The organism is Kosakonia sp. CFBP8986 (assembly GCF_034044935.1).
Classification (GTDB): domain Bacteria; phylum Pseudomonadota; class Gammaproteobacteria; order Enterobacterales; family Enterobacteriaceae; genus Kosakonia; species Kosakonia cowanii.
The window spans coordinates 41,573-57,240 of sequence record NZ_JAXCXB010000007.1 but is presented as its reverse complement, the minus strand read 5'-3'; the positions used below and the strand labels follow the sequence as shown (position 1 = coordinate 57,240).

14 protein-coding genes are annotated in these 15,668 nt (G+C 55.6%); 8 read left to right on the top strand and 6 right to left on the bottom strand.

Annotated elements, in window-relative coordinates; genetic code table 11:
- Window positions 1-241: 241 nt before the first annotated feature.
- The 5 genes from yidA to dnaA form a co-directional block, all read right to left on the bottom strand.
- Window positions 242-1,054 (bottom strand): sugar-phosphatase, encoded by an 813-nt coding sequence (gene yidA, locus SOM48_RS16715; protein WP_042715125.1) that lies wholly within the window; start codon window positions 1,052-1,054, stop codon window positions 242-244.
- A gap of 127 nt (window positions 1,055-1,181) precedes the next feature.
- Window positions 1,182-3,596, bottom strand: a complete 2,415-nt coding sequence (gene gyrB / locus SOM48_RS16710) for a DNA topoisomerase (ATP-hydrolyzing) subunit B (protein ID WP_054803534.1) — start codon at window positions 3,594-3,596, stop codon at window positions 1,182-1,184.
- A gap of 28 nt (window positions 3,597-3,624) precedes the next feature.
- A complete protein-coding gene (gene recF / locus SOM48_RS16705) occupies window positions 3,625-4,698 on the bottom strand; it encodes a DNA replication/repair protein RecF (protein WP_042715128.1) in 1,074 nt (357 codons plus the stop codon).
- 138 nt (window positions 4,699-4,836) lie between these two features.
- Window positions 4,837-5,937, bottom strand: a complete 1,101-nt coding sequence (dnaN, locus tag SOM48_RS16700) for a DNA polymerase III subunit beta (protein ID WP_054803533.1) — start codon at window positions 5,935-5,937, stop codon at window positions 4,837-4,839.
- 4 nt (window positions 5,938-5,941) lie between these two features.
- Window positions 5,942-7,339, bottom strand: coding sequence for a chromosomal replication initiator protein DnaA (gene dnaA, locus SOM48_RS16695; protein ID WP_054803532.1), 1,398 nt, complete (start codon window positions 7,337-7,339; stop codon window positions 5,942-5,944).
- 603 nt (window positions 7,340-7,942) lie between these two features.
- On the opposite strand from dnaA, the gene rpmH reads away from it, so the two are divergent.
- The 6 genes from rpmH (at window position 7,943) to SOM48_RS16665 (ending at window position 12,822) form a co-directional block, all read left to right on the top strand.
- Window positions 7,943-8,083, top strand: coding sequence for a 50S ribosomal protein L34 (gene rpmH / locus SOM48_RS16690; protein ID WP_000831330.1), 141 nt, complete (start codon window positions 7,943-7,945; stop codon window positions 8,081-8,083).
- 17 nt (window positions 8,084-8,100) lie between these two features.
- Window positions 8,101-8,460, top strand: a complete 360-nt coding sequence (gene rnpA, locus SOM48_RS16685) for a ribonuclease P protein component (protein WP_076769290.1) — start codon at window positions 8,101-8,103, stop codon at window positions 8,458-8,460.
- A complete protein-coding gene (gene yidD / locus SOM48_RS16680) occupies window positions 8,424-8,681 on the top strand; it encodes a membrane protein insertion efficiency factor YidD (RefSeq protein ID WP_076769289.1) in 258 nt (85 codons plus the stop codon). Before rnpA ends, yidD begins: the two co-directional genes overlap by 37 nt.
- Window positions 8,682-8,683: 2 nt before the next feature.
- Window positions 8,684-10,330: a membrane protein insertase YidC gene (gene yidC / locus SOM48_RS16675; protein WP_054803530.1), complete on the top strand. Its 1,647-nt coding sequence runs from the start codon at window positions 8,684-8,686 to the stop codon at window positions 10,328-10,330.
- A 179-nt stretch (window positions 10,331-10,509) separates the two neighbouring features.
- Window positions 10,510-11,874 (top strand): tRNA uridine-5-carboxymethylaminomethyl(34) synthesis GTPase MnmE, encoded by a 1,365-nt coding sequence (gene mnmE / locus SOM48_RS16670; protein ID WP_094422653.1) that lies wholly within the window; start codon window positions 10,510-10,512, stop codon window positions 11,872-11,874.
- Window positions 11,875-12,084: 210 nt separating this feature from the next.
- A complete protein-coding gene (locus SOM48_RS16665) occupies window positions 12,085-12,822 on the top strand; it encodes a 4'-phosphopantetheinyl transferase family protein (protein WP_076769288.1) in 738 nt (245 codons plus the stop codon).
- A 53-nt stretch (window positions 12,823-12,875) separates the two neighbouring features.
- On the opposite strand, the gene SOM48_RS16660 is transcribed toward SOM48_RS16665, so the two are convergent.
- Window positions 12,876-14,213 carry an NCS2 family permease gene (locus SOM48_RS16660; protein WP_042714859.1) on the bottom strand — a complete coding sequence of 446 codons (1,338 nt, stop codon included), beginning with the start codon at window positions 14,211-14,213 and terminating at the stop codon, window positions 12,876-12,878.
- A gap of 167 nt (window positions 14,214-14,380) precedes the next feature.
- On the opposite strand from SOM48_RS16660, the gene yieH reads away from it, so the two are divergent.
- Both yieH and cbrC read left to right on the top strand, forming a co-directional pair.
- Window positions 14,381-15,046 carry a 6-phosphogluconate phosphatase gene (gene yieH / locus SOM48_RS16655; protein ID WP_042714857.1) on the top strand — a complete coding sequence of 222 codons (666 nt, stop codon included), beginning with the start codon at window positions 14,381-14,383 and terminating at the stop codon, window positions 15,044-15,046.
- Window positions 15,047-15,071: 25 nt separating this feature from the next.
- Window positions 15,072-15,659: a PF03691 family colicin E2 tolerance protein CbrC gene (gene cbrC / locus SOM48_RS16650; RefSeq protein ID WP_094422649.1), complete on the top strand. Its 588-nt coding sequence runs from the start codon at window positions 15,072-15,074 to the stop codon at window positions 15,657-15,659.
- Window positions 15,660-15,668 lie beyond the last annotated feature (9 nt).

The window sequence follows — 15,668 nt, the reverse complement described above, 5'->3', positions numbered from 1 at the left end:
CGCGTCCTTAGCAACGGTTTCTCTGCCACTACTTTATCGCCTCTGCCGCAATTTCCCTCAACATTGAAGTACAAATATGCTGACTTCCCCGCAAGAGATGCCGCAATCGTAGTACAATCACTTTGTGTTGTACTACAATTTGGATCACAAAAACGACAATTGGTAAGCAAATTGTTATCAGAATGGTGCGCGGGGCAAAAAAAACCCGCGCAGAGCGCGGGTCAGGGAGAGTGGGAAGGGCTTAGTTGAGGGCGAACTTCTCGATTGCGTAAGCAACGCCATCTTCGAGGTTGGTTTTGGTAACGAAATCTGCCGCCTCTTTCACCGACGGAATAGCGTTTTCCATCGCCACGCCGACGCCGGCGAACTCAATCATGGCGATATCATTTTCCTGATCGCCAATCGCCATAATCTCTTCCGGCTTGATGTTTAACACATCGGCAAGGGCTTTAACGCCGGTGCCTTTAGTGACGCTTTTATGCAAGATTTCCAGGAAGTAGGGCGCGCTTTTCAGCACCGTGTACTTCTCTTTTACCTCCTGCGGAATGCGGGCGATCGCCTGGTCAAGGATCGTCGGCTCATCAATCATCATCACTTTCAGGAACTGGGTCTGCGGATCCATCTTCTCCGCTTCACAGAAGACCAGCGGAATGGTGGCGACAAAAGATTCATGCACGGTATAGGGGCTGATATCGCGGTTTGCGGTGTAGAGCGTGTTGCGATCCAGCGCGTGGAAGTGCGAACCGACTTCGCGAGAGAGTTGTTCCAGATAGCGGTAATCGTCATAGCTCAGCGTGGTCTGCGCCACGGTACTGCCATCGCTGGCGTTCTGCACCAGCGCGCCGTTATAGGTAATGCAGTAGTCACCTTCCCGCTCCATATGCAGCTCTTTCATATAGCTGTGTACGCCAGCGTAAGGGCGTCCGGTGGTCAGCACGACATTGATGCCGCGTTCGCGCGCGGCGGCAATCGCATTTTTTACCGCAGGAGAGATAGTGTGGTCGGGCAGCAGCAGCGTGCCGTCCATATCGATTGCAATGAGTTTGATAGCCATGAGATCCCCAGATGAGAAGTGTTTGACCTCATGCTAACGCGATTCCGCTCAAAAAACAGCAGCGCGCCGGGGAGAAAAGGGGGAGAGAAAGGGGGATACGGGATCCCCCTTTTAATGCAGGATTACCTTAGATATCGATATTCGCCGCTTTCAGGGCGTTCTCTTCGATAAAGGCGCGGCGTGGTTCAACGGCATCGCCCATTAAGGTAGTGAAGAGCTGATCGGCTGCAATCGCATCTTTCACGGTAACGCGCAGCATGCGGCGGCTTTCCGGATCCATGGTGGTTTCCCACAGCTGATCCGGGTTCATCTCGCCAAGGCCTTTATAACGCTGAATGGAGAGGCCGCGACGGGACTCTTTCACCAGCCACTCCAGCGCCTGCTCGAAGCTGGTCACCGGCTGACGGCGTTCGCCACGCTCGATATAGGCATCTTCTTCAATCAGGCCACGCAGCTTCTCGCCGAGCGTGCAGAGACGACGGTACTCACCGCCTGTCACAAACTCGTGATCGAGCGGATAATCGGTATCCACACCGTGGGTGCGCACGCGAATAATCGGCTCGAACTGGCTCAGCTCGCTGTTCACCCGGACATCATATTTCCAGGTGCTGCCGTGGGCTTCGTTCTCATTCAGCACGGTGATGAGCTGAGAGACCCACTGCGTAACGGCGCGCTCATCGGCGAGATCCGCTTCTGCCAGCGTCGGCTGATAGACCAGCTCTTTCAGCAGCGCGCGCGGGAACCGGCGCTCCATACGGCCAATCATCTTCTGCGCAGCGTTGTACTCGGACACCATTTTCTCCAGCGCTTCACCCTGCAGGGCAGGCGCGCCTTCGGTGGTGTGCAGCGTTGCGCCATCGAGCGCGATAGAGATCTGATACTGATCCATCGCCTCGTCATCCTTGATGTACTGCTCCTGCTTGCCTTTCTTCACTTTGTAGAGCGGCGGCTGGGCGATGTAGACGTGGCCACGCTCAACGATTTCCGGCATCTGACGGTAGAAGAAGGTCAACAGCAGCGTACGGATGTGCGAACCATCGACGTCCGCATCGGTCATGATGATGATGCTGTGGTAGCGCAGTTTATCCGGGTTGTACTCGTCGCGACCGATGCCGCAGCCGAGCGCGGTGATAAGCGTCGCTACTTCCTGAGAAGAGAGCATCTTGTCGAAACGCGCTTTCTCGACGTTGAGGATTTTACCTTTCAACGGCAGGATCGCCTGGTTCTTACGGTTACGGCCCTGTTTGGCAGAACCGCCCGCGGAGTCCCCTTCCACTAAGTAGAGTTCGGACAGCGCCGGGTCACGCTCCTGGCAATCCGCCAGTTTGCCCGGCAGACCGGCCAGATCCAGCGCGCCTTTACGGCGGGTCATTTCACGTGCTTTACGCGCCGCTTCACGGGCACGGGCAGCGTCAATGATTTTGCCGACGACGATTTTGGCGTCAGCCGGGTTTTCCAGCAGGTATTCGGCCAGCAGTTCGTTCATCTGCTGTTCCACCGCCGATTTCACCTCAGAGGAGACCAGTTTATCTTTGGTCTGTGAGGAGAATTTCGGATCCGGCACTTTTACCGATACCACCGCAATCAGACCTTCACGGGCGTCATCACCGGTGGCGCTGACTTTCGCTTTCTTGCTGTAACCCTCTTTATCCATATAGGCGTTCAGCGTACGCGTCATCGCCGCGCGGAAGCCTGCAAGGTGGGTACCGCCATCGCGCTGCGGAATGTTGTTGGTAAAGCAGTAGATATTTTCCTGGAAACCGTCGTTCCACTGCAGCGCAACTTCAACGCCGATACCGTCTTTTTCGGTGGAGAAGTAGAAGATATTCGGATGGATCGGCGTTTTGTTTTTGTTGAGATACTCAACAAACGCCCTGATGCCGCCTTCATAATGGAAGTGGTCTTCTTTGCCGTCGCGCTTGTCGCGCAGGCGAATCGACACGCCGGAGTTCAGGAAGGAGAGCTCACGCAGGCGTTTCGCCAGAATTTCATATTCAAATTCAATGACGTTGGTGAAGGTTTCGTAGCTCGGCCAGAAACGCACCATGGTACCGGTTTTTTCCGTTTCGCCCGTCACTTCCAGCGGAGCCTGCGGCACGCCGTGGGTGTAGATCTGACGGTGAACTTTGTTATCGCGCTGGATAACCAGCTCCAGTTTCTGCGACAGGGCGTTTACCACTGAAACGCCAACGCCGTGCAGACCGCCGGAGACTTTATAGGAGTTATCGTCGAACTTACCGCCCGCATGCAGTACGGTCATGATCACTTCCGCAGCAGAAACGCCCTCTTCCGGGTGAATACCGGTCGGAATACCACGCCCATCATCCTGTACGGAGACAGAGTTATCGCTGTGGATGGTGACGATAATGTCTTTACAGTACCCTGCGAGCGCTTCGTCGATAGCGTTATCTACTACCTCGAATACCATGTGGTGCAGACCGGTGCCGTCATCCGTATCGCCGATATACATACCCGGGCGCTTACGCACTGCATCCAGCCCTTTGAGGACTTTGATACTGGAGGAGTCATAAGAATTCGACATCAACGTTTCTCGCTCATTTCAACTTGGGTTAATCGGCTATTTTACCCTTTTCCACGGTGAACATCTTCGAATTTTTGTCCGACATGTCCATAACGTGTTCAGCGCTGATGGCGCTGACGAAAACCTGTGACTGGGTGGCTTTTAACCGGCTGGCTAACAGCCCGCGCTTTTCGTCATCAAGCTCCGAGGCAAAATCATCTATCAGGTATAAACAGCGTCGCCCGCTTTCACGCGTTAAGAACTCCCCCTGCGCCAGGCGCAGCGCGCACATCAGGAGTTTTAACTGTCCGCGCGAAAGGGTGTCTTCAACGGGCGCGCCATCCGCACGAATGCGGAAATCCGCTTTATGCGGGCCGTGCGCGGTGTAAGTGAGCATGCGGTCGCGCTCAAAACTGCGCGCCAGCACCTCTTCATAATCGGTCTCTTTCTCCCAGCCGCGCTGGAAAGAGAAGGTCAGGGAAAATTCCGGTAAGAACTGCCGGCAGGTGTCGGCCATATCTTCCGCGATAGCGGCGCTGTACTCCGCGCGCCAGCGGCTGATCTGCTCGGCGAGCGGCACAAGCTCTTTGTCCCACGGACGCAGCTGGCCATAATGGCTCACCTGGCGTAAGGCGGCGTTGCGCTGTTTTAACAGGCGCTTGAGGTTGCTCCAGGCGGTAAAAAAGCCGCTTTCGTTGTGGAAGCATCCCCAGTCGAGAAAGGCACGACGGTATTTCGGGCCGCCGTTGAGTAAGGTAAACCCTTCGGGCGTAATAAGCTGCATCGGCATCAGCAGCGCCAGCTCCGCCACTTTATGACCGTCGGTGCCGTCGATGCGCACTTTGCTGTCGCCGAGTTTATCTTTAGTCAGGCCAATGGCGATTTCGCGCGATTCGGCCTGCAAACGCCCGTGCAGAACAAACGCCTCCTGCTCATGGCGAATAACGCGACCAATTTGCAGGCTGCGAAACGCCCGACCATGCCCGAGGGTGTAGATCGCCTCCAGCACGCTGGTCTTCCCGCTGCCGTTAGCGCCCACCAGAAAGTTAAAGCCAGGGGAGAGCGCGAGATCCGCGCTTTCGATATTGCGGAAATCTTTAATCAGTAAGCGGGTTAGCGACATGATTCACTCATTACCAGGGCGTATCGTCGCAGTTAGCCTGACTTCAGCCATCGCGCAGCAACCGCAGCGTACTGAAGTACGTGAAGATTGCGGGCGCTGCCCGAAGCCAGAGTAACCAGAAAGATAGCCCGCTATTTTCTACAACCGCATTGGCATAACGACATAGGCTGCGCTCTGGCTCGCCGCGTCTTCAATCTGCACGCTGGAAACGGAATCGGTCAGCAGAATGCGCACGTTCTCACACTTCAGCGCGTTCAGCACATCAAGCACGTAGCTGACGTTAAAGCCGATTTCCATTTCGCTACCGCCGTAGGTGACATCAAGAAACTCTTCCGCTTCTTCCTGTTCCGGGTTGTTGGCGGTGATTTTGATCTGATTCTCGCTGACGTAGAGGCGCACACCGCGGAACTTCTCGTTAGAGAGGATCGCCGCGCGGGCAAAAGCCTGCTTCAGCGAATCGCAGCCCGCTTCCAGCGTTTTGTCCGGGTTTTTCGGCAATACGCGGCGATAATCAGGGAAACGACCATCAACCAGCTTCGACGTGAAGATAAAGTCGCCGACGTGCGCGCGAATGTTGTTGCTGCCGATCTGCACGCGCAGCGGCGTCTCGCCGCCGTCGAGCATACGCATCAGCTCAATCACGCCTTTACGCGGCACGATCACCGAATGGTTCGGCAATGTTTGCCCAATCGGCATCGAGCAGACGGCAAGGCGGTGACCGTCGGTGGCTACGGTACGCAGCTCTTCACCTTCGGTTTCAAACAGCATGCCGTTTAAGTAGTAACGGACGTCCTGGTGCGCCATCGAGAACTGCGTCGCTTCGATTAGGCGCTTCATGGTGGCCTGCGGCAGCGTGAACTCCACTTCGCTTTGCCAGTCATCCAGGTTAGGGAAATCCGCTGCGGGCAGGGTTGAGAGGGAGAAACGGCTGCGCCCGGAACGGATCAGCATGCGCTCACCCTCCAGCTGCATCGCAATTTCCGCCCCTTCCGGCAGGCCGCGACAGATGTCGAAGAATTTACGTGCCGGTACGGTTGTCGCGCCCTGTTCATGGGGCTGGACAAGCGCCACGCGGGCAACCATCTCCATTTCAAGATCGGTGCCGGTCAGCGAAAGCGCGCCGTCGGTAACCTGAAGCAGCAGATTACCGAGAATAGGCAACGTCGGGCGTCCGCCCAGCGGGCCGCTAACTTGTTGCAGCGGCTTTAATAAATGTTCACGTTCAACGGTAAATTTCATAGCGTCACGAAGAGAGAGTTCGGATTAAATTGGAAAAATCTTCTTTGATATCATGGCTTTCTTCACGCAACTGCTCAATCTTACGGCAGGCATGCAGTACGGTGGTGTGGTCACGGCCGCCAAAGGCATCGCCGATTTCCGGCAGGCTGTGGTTGGTCAGCTCCTTGGCCAGCGCCATCGCCATCTGGCGCGGGCGGGCAACGGAACGGGAGCGTCGCTTCGACAGCAGATCTGCCACCTTAATCTTGTAATACTCCGCCACCGTCTTCTGAATATTGTCGATGGTGACCAGCTTCTCCTGCAGCGCCAGCAGATCGCGCAGCGCTTCGCGCACGAAATCAATGGTGATGGCGCGCCCGGTAAAGTTGGCGTTGGCGATAACGCGGTTCAGTGCCCCTTCCAGCTCACGCACGTTGGAGCGCAGGCGCTTGGCAATAAAGAAGGCCACTTCGCCCGGCAGACGGATATCGTTCTCGTCGGCCTTTTTCATCAGGATCGCAACGCGGGTTTCCAGCTCCGGCGGCTCGATCGCCACGGTCAGCCCCCAGCCGAAGCGGGATTTGAGACGATCCTCAACGCCATTGATCTCTTTCGGATAACGATCCGAGGTGAGAATGATCTGCTGATTGCCTTCCAGCAGGGCGTTAAAGGTGTGGAAGAACTCTTCCTGGGATCGCTCTTTATTGGCAAAGAATTGAATGTCATCGATCAGCAGGGCATCAACGGAGCGGTAGTAGCGTTTAAACTCTTCGATCGCATTGTTTTGCAGGGCTTTTACCATGTCCTGGACAAAGCGTTCGGAGTGCATATACACCACTTTGGCATTCGGCTTACGCGCCACAATGCCGTTACCCACCGCGTGCAGCAGGTGCGTTTTACCGAGACCCGTCCCGCCATATAAAAAGAGCGGGTTGTAAGCGCCGCCGGGGTTGTCTGCCACCTGACGGGCCGCCGCGCGGGCCAGCTGGTTCGACTTACCTTCAACGAAGTTATCAAAGGTGTGTTTGACGTTGACGTTTGAGCGGTAGGTCGGTTCCGCCGGTGCGGGCACGTTGTCCCAGCCTGAACGGGCGACAGGCGCAGCGCGCGGAATCACGACCTGCGCCGCCTGAGCGGGCGCGGCAACGGTGGCAGGCTCTCTCAATGTCTGGTTAGCCGGACGAGCGCCCACTTCAAAACGCAGCTGTGGCGTGTCCGCCCCGCAGAATTCATTAAGCAGGCCGTTGATATTATTAAGGTATTTGTCTCTTACCCAATCAAGCACAAAACGGTTTGGCGCATACAAAGCCAGCGTGTTGTCACTCAGTTCCGCCTGCAACGGGCGGATCCACATACTAAATTCAGTGGCTGGTAACTCATCCTGCAATCGGGCAAGACACTGCTGCCAAAGCGAAAGTGACACGGCGGACTCCACTCGAACGTAAATCGATAAATAGTAAAGACAGAGACATTAATCTTTTTTGACACACATCGATAAGACCCAGCGGGGTGATGTGCGAACCGCTGTTTACGGTTTTTGCCCCAGAGCGATCGTGGATCGCGATCGGGACCGCGGATCATAGCGTAAACCGCCGAAGAGATCTTCTGTTTCTCACAGATTCTTCACGATTTATCCACAGGCCGATCCGGAACGCGCTAAGTGTAAACGATCCAGGCATGGGTGCGGGAAGATTTAGGCCGCATATTGGAAAATTAAATGGTTTTCGCCGAATAATCCCATAAACGATCTAAGGAAGATCCAGGCGGATCCTTGCGCTTTGCCATTTGCCCCGTATAATTCTGCCCCCGGCGCGTCTTACTCTTTTCAGGCGCCGGAAGCCGCTTAGTTTTTGCGCAGATCTGTGCAAAAATACGTGCGCTATAAGGAAAGAGAATTGACTCCGGAGTGTACAATTATTACAATCCGGCCTCTTTAATTACCCATGGCTTGCGCGCCGGTCGTTCGATATTCGTTCGGGCATACGCAAAAGTCAGTGAATTTATTCAAGTTTAGGTAGAAATCGCCATGAAACGCACTTTTCAACCGTCCGTACTGAAGCGCAACCGTTCTCACGGCTTCCGTGCTCGTATGGCTACTAAAAATGGTCGCCAGGTTCTGGCTCGTCGTCGCGCTAAAGGCCGCGCACGTCTGACCGTTTCCAAGTAATAAAAGCTAACCCCTGAGTGGTTAAGCTCGCTTTTCCCAGGGAGTTACGTTTGTTAACTCCCACTCATTTCACATTCGTCTTCCAGCAGCCACAACGGGCTGGCACGCCGCAAATCACCATCCTCGGCCGCCTGAATTCGCTGGGGCATCCCCGTATCGGTCTTACCGTCGCCAAGAAAAATGTCAAACGCGCACATGAACGCAATCGGATTAAACGTCTGACGCGTGAAAGTTTCCGTTTGCACCAACATGACCTGCCGGCCATGGATTTTGTGGTGGTGGCAAAGAAAGGGGTTGCCGACCTCGATAACCGTGCTCTCACGGAAGCGTTGGAAAAATTATGGCGCCGCCATTGTCGCCAGGCTCAAGGGTCCTGATAGCCCTTATACGGGTCTACCAACGCCTGATTAGTCCGCTACTCGGGCCGCACTGCCGTTTCACCCCTACCTGTTCTCACTATGGAATTGAGGCCTTGCGCAGGTTTGGGGTGTTAAAAGGCAGTTGGTTGACAGTGAAACGCGTATTAAAATGCCACCCTTTACATCCGGGTGGCGACGATCCCGTCCCGCCAGGACCTTCTAAAACCAGAGAACACTAACGATGGATTCGCAACGCAATCTTTTTATCATCGCTTTGTTGTTCGTGTCTTTCATGATCTGGCAAACGTGGGAGAAGGAACAAAATCCTCCTCCGGCGCAGCAGCAGACCACGCAGACTACGACCACCGCAGCGGGTAACGCAGCCGACCAGAGCGTTCCGGCCAGTGGCCAGGGGAAACTGATTACGGTTAAAACCGACGTGCTTGAGCTGACCATCAACACCCGTGGTGGTGATGTTGAGCAGGCACTGCTCCCGACGTACCCGAAAGAGCTGGGTGCGACCGAGCCGTTCCAGTTACTGGAAACCACGCCTGAGTTTGTCTACCAGGCGCAGAGCGGTCTGACCGGCCAGAACGGCCCGGACAACCCGGCTAACGGCCCACGCCCGCTGTATAACGTCGATAAAGATGCGTTTGTACTGGCAGAAGGCCAGAACGAGCTGGCGATCCCGCTGACCTATACCGATGCGGCAGGCAACACCTTCACCAAAACCTTCACCCTGAAACGCGGTGAATATGCGGTGAACGTTGGCTACAGCGTGAAAAACGCCGGTGCGACACCGCTGCAGGTGGCCACCTTTGGTCAGCTGAAGCAAACCATCAAACTCCCTTCTCACCGCGATACCGGCAGCAGCAACTTTGCGCTGCACACCTTCCGCGGCGCGGCGTACTCCACGCCGGACACCAAGTATGAGAAGTACAAGTTTGACACCATCGCCGATGACGAAAACCTGAACGTCAGCTCGAAAGGCGGCTGGGTTGCGATGCTGCAACAATATTTCGCCACGGCGTGGATCCCACGTAACGACGGCGCGAATAACTTCTACACAGCGAATCTGGGCAACGGCGTTGCGGCCATCGGCTACAAATCTCAGCCGATTACTATCGCAGCGGGCCAGACTGGCTTACTGAACAGCACTCTGTGGGTCGGCCCGGAGATTCAGGACAAAATGGCCGCTGCGGCGCCGCACCTGGATCTGACCGTGGATTACGGCTGGTTGTGGTTCATCTCTCAGCCGCTGTTTAAGCTGCTGAAATGGATCCACAGCTTCCTCGGCAACTGGGGCTTCTCTATCATCGCGATCACCTTTATCGTGCGCGGCATCATGTACCCGCTGACTAAAGCGCAGTACACCTCGATGGCGAAAATGCGCATGCTGCAGCCGAAGATTCAGGCTATGCGTGAGCGTCTGGGCGATGATAAGCAGCGTATGAGCCAGGAAATGATGGCGATGTACAAAGCGGAGAAAGTGAACCCGCTGGGCGGCTGCTTCCCGCTGCTGATCCAAATGCCAATCTTCCTTGCGCTCTACTACATGCTGATGGGCTCCGTTGAGCTGCGCCATGCGCCGTTCGCGCTGTGGATCCACGATCTCTCTGCGCAAGACCCGTACTACATCCTGCCGATCCTGATGGGCGTAACGATGTTCTTCATTCAGAAGATGTCGCCGACCACCGTGACCGACCCGATGCAGCAGAAAATCATGACCTTTATGCCGGTTATCTTCACGGTGTTCTTCCTGTGGTTCCCGTCAGGTCTGGTGCTGTACTACATCGTCAGCAACCTGGTAACCATTCTGCAGCAGCAGCTGATTTACCGTGGTCTGGAGAAACGTGGTCTCCATAGCCGCGAGAAGAAAAGCTCTTAATACGCTTCATTCGCGTTGGCTGCGCTTGCTCACCCCAGTCGTTTACTGATGTAAACTTCTGGGGACTCACAAGCTTGCCGCCTTCCTGCAACGTAAATTATTTTGCGTATTACTTGTAAGATTCAGACAAGGCGGTCAACTGACCGCCTTTCTTATTTTGAGATTTTGGAAAATAAACCATGAGCCATAACGACACTATCGTCGCCCAGGCAACCCCACCGGGACGCGGTGGTGTGGGCATCCTGCGTATCTCCGGCCTGAAAGCGCGCGACGTCGCGCAGGCGGTGCTGGGCAAGCTGCCGAAACCGCGTTATGCCGACTATCTTGCGTTTCAGGACGCCGACGGCAGCGCCCTCGATCAGGGCATTGCGCTGTGGTTTCCCGGCCCCAACTCCTTTACCGGTGAAGATGTGCTGGAACTACAGGGCCACGGCGGCCCGGTGATCCTCGATTTGCTGTTAAAGCGCATTCTGACGCTGCCCGGGCTGCGCATCGCTAAACCGGGCGAGTTCTCTGAACGCGCGTTTCTCAATGACAAGCTCGATCTGGCGCAGGCAGAAGCGATTGCCGACCTGATTGACGCCAGCTCCGAGCAGGCCGCGCGTTCGGCGCTCAACTCCTTGCAGGGCGCGTTTTCCGCCCGCGTTAATCATCTGGTGGAAGCACTCACTCACCTGCGCATCTACGTCGAAGCGGCAATCGACTTCCCGGACGAGGAGATCGACTTTCTCTCCGACGGCAAAATCGAAGCACAGCTTAATGATGTGATAAGCGATCTGGATGCGGTTCGCGCCGAAGCGCGCCAGGGCAGCCTGCTGCGTGAAGGGATGAAAGTAGTGATTGCCGGGCGTCCAAACGCCGGGAAATCGAGCCTGCTTAACGCGCTGGCCGGTCGCGAAGCGGCGATCGTCACCGATATCGCCGGTACCACGCGCGATGTGCTGCGTGAACATATCCATATCGATGGTATGCCGCTGCACATTATCGATACCGCCGGGCTGCGCGAAGCCAGCGACGAAGTAGAGCGAATCGGGATTGAGCGCGCCTGGCAGGAGATTGAGCAGGCGGACCGCGTGCTGTTTATGGTTGATGGCACCACCACTGACGCCGTCGATCCGGCGGATATCTGGCCTGATTTTATCGCCCGTTTACCGGCAAAATTGCCGATCACCGTGGTGCGTAATAAAGCAGACGTCACCGGCGAGCAGCCGGGGATCAGCGAAGTGAACAATCACTCACTTGTTCGCCTCTCTGCGCGCACTAACGAAGGGGTGGACGTGCTGCGTCAGCATCTCAAGCAGAGCATGGGATTCGATACCAGCATGGAGGGCGGCTTCCTTGCGCGTCGTCGTCACCTGCAGGCGCTGGAAATGGCGGCTGAGCATCTGCAACAGGGCAAAGCGCAGCTGCTTGGCGCCTGGGCGGGTGAGCTGCTCGCAGAGGAGCTGCGCCTGGCACAGCAGAGCCTGAGCGAGATCACCGGCGAGTTTACTTCTGATGACCTGCTGGGCAGGATTTTCTCAAGCTTCTGTATTGGTAAATAATCCCTCATCCCACGGCTGGCGGGCGTTTTAGCGCTCGTTAGCCATCATTTCATCACTTTTTCTGAAAGTGCTCCCCATTGACGAAAGAAAGTGTAAATATCACTCCTTAGGACTTTTCAGATGGGACTTTTAGCATTAAAACCTATTCATCACAGGCGATAATGTCGATTGTCGATTTGATTCACGCAGCCCATTATCACGGAGCGAAAAATGGCGACACACTTTGCAAGAGGGATCCTTTCAGAAGGCCATCTTGTCTCGACCCGGCTCCCTCAGGCATGCCTTGATGCCGCAGCTCAGCTTCCGGAACATCGCCGCTCCCGTTATATCGCTTCCCGGGCGCTGCTCGCAGAGATGATGTTTATGCTTTATGGCATCAGCGAATTGCCGGAGATGGTGGTTGAGGAGAGCGGACGACCGCGCTTTGCCGACAGCAGCTTGCCGAGCTTTTCCCTGGCCTACGCCGGGAATTTGGTTGGCGTTGCCATTACTACCGAAGGCGAGTGCGGCCTTGATATGGAGCTACAACGCGCGACGCGCAGCTTCCACAGCCCGCACGGGCATAAACACACCTTCAGCAACAATGAGCAACTGTGGATAAACAACCAGAACGATGCCAGTGAAGCGCAAACGCAGCTGTTAACGCTGCGCCAGAGCGTGATGAAGCTAATTCACCAGATGCAGGACGACCCGATGCAGCTCCAGCTGCTGCCCGGCTCCGGGCGGCTTCGCGTCACGCGGCATGCGCAGGTAGAAGTGATGTGCGATGCCGAAGATGTGCTGATTTGGTCAGTTGCGGTCGCGCCTGCGATTGAGAGCCTGCGCATCTGGGAGTTCGATAGCCAGAGAGGGTGGCACTACCTGACTGATGTGCTGACCCGCGCCAACGATCCGGCTTCCCGCCTGATGCGTTTCACCAGCCTGCCCGCCGAAAAAGCGTTGATCTGAATAAGTGTTGGGATAAGGCTTTCCCTCCCCCGACATGGGAGAGGGAGAAGGGATTAATGCGCGTCGATAAAGACGATTTTCAGCAGGAACAGCAGCGCCACGATCACCACGCACGGGCTAAGCTCACGCAGACGACCGGTACCGATTTTCATCACGCAGTAGGAGATAAAGCCAAGTGCGATCCCCTCGGTGATGGAGAAGCTGAACGGCATCATCACGGCGGTAATAAACGCCGGTACCGCTTCGGTGAGATCATCCCACTTCACACGCGCCAGGCTTGAGGTCATCAGCACCCCAACGTAAATCAGCGCACCCGCGGCCGCGTAACCCGGCACCATTCCCGCCAGCGGCGAGAGGAAGATCACCAGCAGGAACAGCAAACCTACGACTACCGCCGTCAGGCCGGTACGCCCACCAACGGAGACACCCGAAGAGGATTCAATGTAGGCGGTAACCGACGAGGTACCGAAGAAGGAGCCGGTGACAGAGGAGATACTGTCAACGTAGAGCGCCTGCTTCATGCGCGGGAATTTGCCCTTCTCATCCACCAGCCCGGCTTTGTCGGTCACACCGATCAGCGTCCCGGAGGAGTCGAACAGGTTCACCAGCATAAATGAGAAGATCACGCCCGCAAGACCAAGGTTAAAGGAGCCGGCGAGATCGACATTGCCTACCACCGACATCACGCTTGGCGGCTTAGAGACAATGCCGTGGTACTGCACATCGCCCAGCAGCCAGCCCAGAAGCGTGGTCACAACGATTGAGACCAGCACCGCGGCGTGAATATTGCGCGAGGCCAGAATAGCGATGATAAAGAAACCAAGCACGCCCAGCAGCACGCTGTGCGACGTCAGATTACCGATGCTGACCAGCGTCTCTTTGTTGGCGACAATCACGCCCGCATTCTTCAGGCCCATCATGCCGATAAACAGACCGATCCCGCTGGTGATGCCGACACGCAGGCTCATCGGGATATTGGCAATCATCCAGTAACGTACGCGGAAAATGGTCAGCAACAGCAGACCGACCGCACCCCAGAAGATCGCGCCCATGCCGACCTGCCAGGAGAGCCCCATCGCGCCCACCACTACAAAGGCGAAGAAGGCGTTCAATCCCATCGCCGGAGCCAACGCGACCGGCAGGTTAGCCACCAGACCCATCAGGATGCTGCCGAACGCAGCAATCAGACAGGTGGTGACAAAAACTGCGCTGGTATCCATCCCGGCGACGCCTAAAATTTGCGGGTTGACGAAAACGATGTAGACCATCGTTAAAAACGTCGTGAAGCCGGCGATCACTTCGGTGCGTGCCGTTGTGCCGTGGTCACGCAGTTTGAACACGCGGTCAAGCAACCCCGGGCGAGAGGCCTGGGAAGTCTGTTGTTGGCTCATTATCAATTTCCGGAATAGGAGGGAAAATTCGTCGCTATCCTATACCAAAATGAGGCAGTATTGACGGTTATCACGCACTTTTTTTCATTGAATTTGCTTATACGGCAACGATTGCGTCCCGCAATCTGCGTTAAGTAATCGTTAAACTTGTAATCACAGGAAATGGCATGTCCCACATTGAAGCGATCTTTTTCGACTGTGACGGCACCCTGGTCGATAGCGAAGTAATCTGTTCCCGCGCATACGTCCATATGTTTCAAACCGTTGGCATTACGCTGGATCTCGAAGAGGTCTTTAAGCGTTTCAAAGGTATGAAACTGTATGAAATTATTGATGTTATCGGCGAAGAGCACGGTAAAGCGCTGGATAAAGCGCTGCTTGAGCCGGTTTATCGTGCCGAAGTAGCGCGGCTGTTCGACAGCGAGCTAGAGGTGATTCCGGGTGCCAGCGCACTGCTTGATGCCGTTAGCGTTCCCATGTGCGTGGTCTCTAACGGGCCAGTGAGCAAAATGCAACACTCATTAGGTAAACTTGGGATGTTGCACCACTTTCCGGAAAAACTGTTCAGTGGCTATGACATCCAGCGCTGGAAGCCCGATCCAGCGTTAATGTACCATGCAGCAGAGGTACTCGATGTCTCGCCGGAGAAGTGCATTCTGGTGGATGATTCCGCCGCCGGAGCGCAATCTGGCATTGCGGCAGGGATGGAAGTCTTTTACTTCTGCGCCGACCCGCATAACGTACCTATCGATCACCCAAAAGTGACGACATTTACTGACTTAGCACAGCTGCCAGCATTGTGGCGCGCTCGCGGGTGGTCTGTTACGCGCTAACTTACCTACAAAACAGGATGTTTTTATGGACCAGAATAATCGCCCTCTCCCGGTATTCAAATACCATCCACAGCCCCTGGAAACGGGCGTCTTCTCTGAAGGCAAAACCGTGACCTGCGCCTGTTGCTCACAGCCAACAGACGTCTACTACACCAACCCGTTCTTTACTGCGGAAGATGTCGATACGCTCTGCCCGTGGTGCATTGCCGATGGTTCAGCAGCAGAGAAATTCAACGGCACATTTCAGGATGATTGCAGCCTTGAAGGTGTCGAAGGGGAGTTTGATGATGAGGGCGAATTTACCGGCTTTAGCAGTTCGTGGCCGGAAGATACCGTTGCTGAGTTGACGCAACGCACACCCGGCTATTGCGGCTGGCAGCAGGAGCACTGGCTGGCGCACTGCAATGATTTTTGCGCCTTTATCGGTTACGTTGGCTGGAAAGAGATAGCCGACAAGCTGGATCAGTTTGCCGATCTGGACGCCGATTGCCGGGCCTTTGGTATGGATATCAACAAACTACAGGAGTATCTGCGCGACGGCGGCGACTGTCAGGGCTACCTCTTCCGCTGCCTCCACTGCGGGAAGCTGCGTCTGTGGGCAGATTTCTCCTGACGACTTGCC

What these genes read in the sequence shown, in the direction of transcription:
- SOM48_RS16665 (WP_076769288.1), top strand. Translation starts at nt 12,085, where the DNA reads ATGGCGACACACTTTGCAAGAGGGATCCTTTCAGAAGGCCATCTTGTC.
- yidA (WP_042715125.1), bottom strand. Translation starts at nt 1,054, where the DNA reads ATGGCTATCAAACTCATTGCAATCGATATGGACGGCACGCTGCTGCTG.
- cbrC (WP_094422649.1), top strand. Translation starts at nt 15,072, where the DNA reads ATGGACCAGAATAATCGCCCTCTCCCGGTATTCAAATACCATCCACAG.
- mnmE (WP_094422653.1), top strand. Translation starts at nt 10,510, where the DNA reads ATGAGCCATAACGACACTATCGTCGCCCAGGCAACCCCACCGGGACGC.
- SOM48_RS16660 (WP_042714859.1), bottom strand. Translation starts at nt 14,213, where the DNA reads ATGAGCCAACAACAGACTTCCCAGGCCTCTCGCCCGGGGTTGCTTGAC.
- yidC (WP_054803530.1), top strand. Translation starts at nt 8,684, where the DNA reads ATGGATTCGCAACGCAATCTTTTTATCATCGCTTTGTTGTTCGTGTCT.
- yidD (WP_076769289.1), top strand. Translation starts at nt 8,424, where the DNA reads ATGGCGCCGCCATTGTCGCCAGGCTCAAGGGTCCTGATAGCCCTTATA.
- yieH (WP_042714857.1), top strand. Translation starts at nt 14,381, where the DNA reads ATGTCCCACATTGAAGCGATCTTTTTCGACTGTGACGGCACCCTGGTC.
- rpmH (WP_000831330.1), top strand. Translation starts at nt 7,943, where the DNA reads ATGAAACGCACTTTTCAACCGTCCGTACTGAAGCGCAACCGTTCTCAC.
- dnaN (WP_054803533.1), bottom strand. Translation starts at nt 5,937, where the DNA reads ATGAAATTTACCGTTGAACGTGAACATTTATTAAAGCCGCTGCAACAA.
- gyrB (WP_054803534.1), bottom strand. Translation starts at nt 3,596, where the DNA reads ATGTCGAATTCTTATGACTCCTCCAGTATCAAAGTCCTCAAAGGGCTG.
- recF (WP_042715128.1), bottom strand. Translation starts at nt 4,698, where the DNA reads ATGTCGCTAACCCGCTTACTGATTAAAGATTTCCGCAATATCGAAAGC.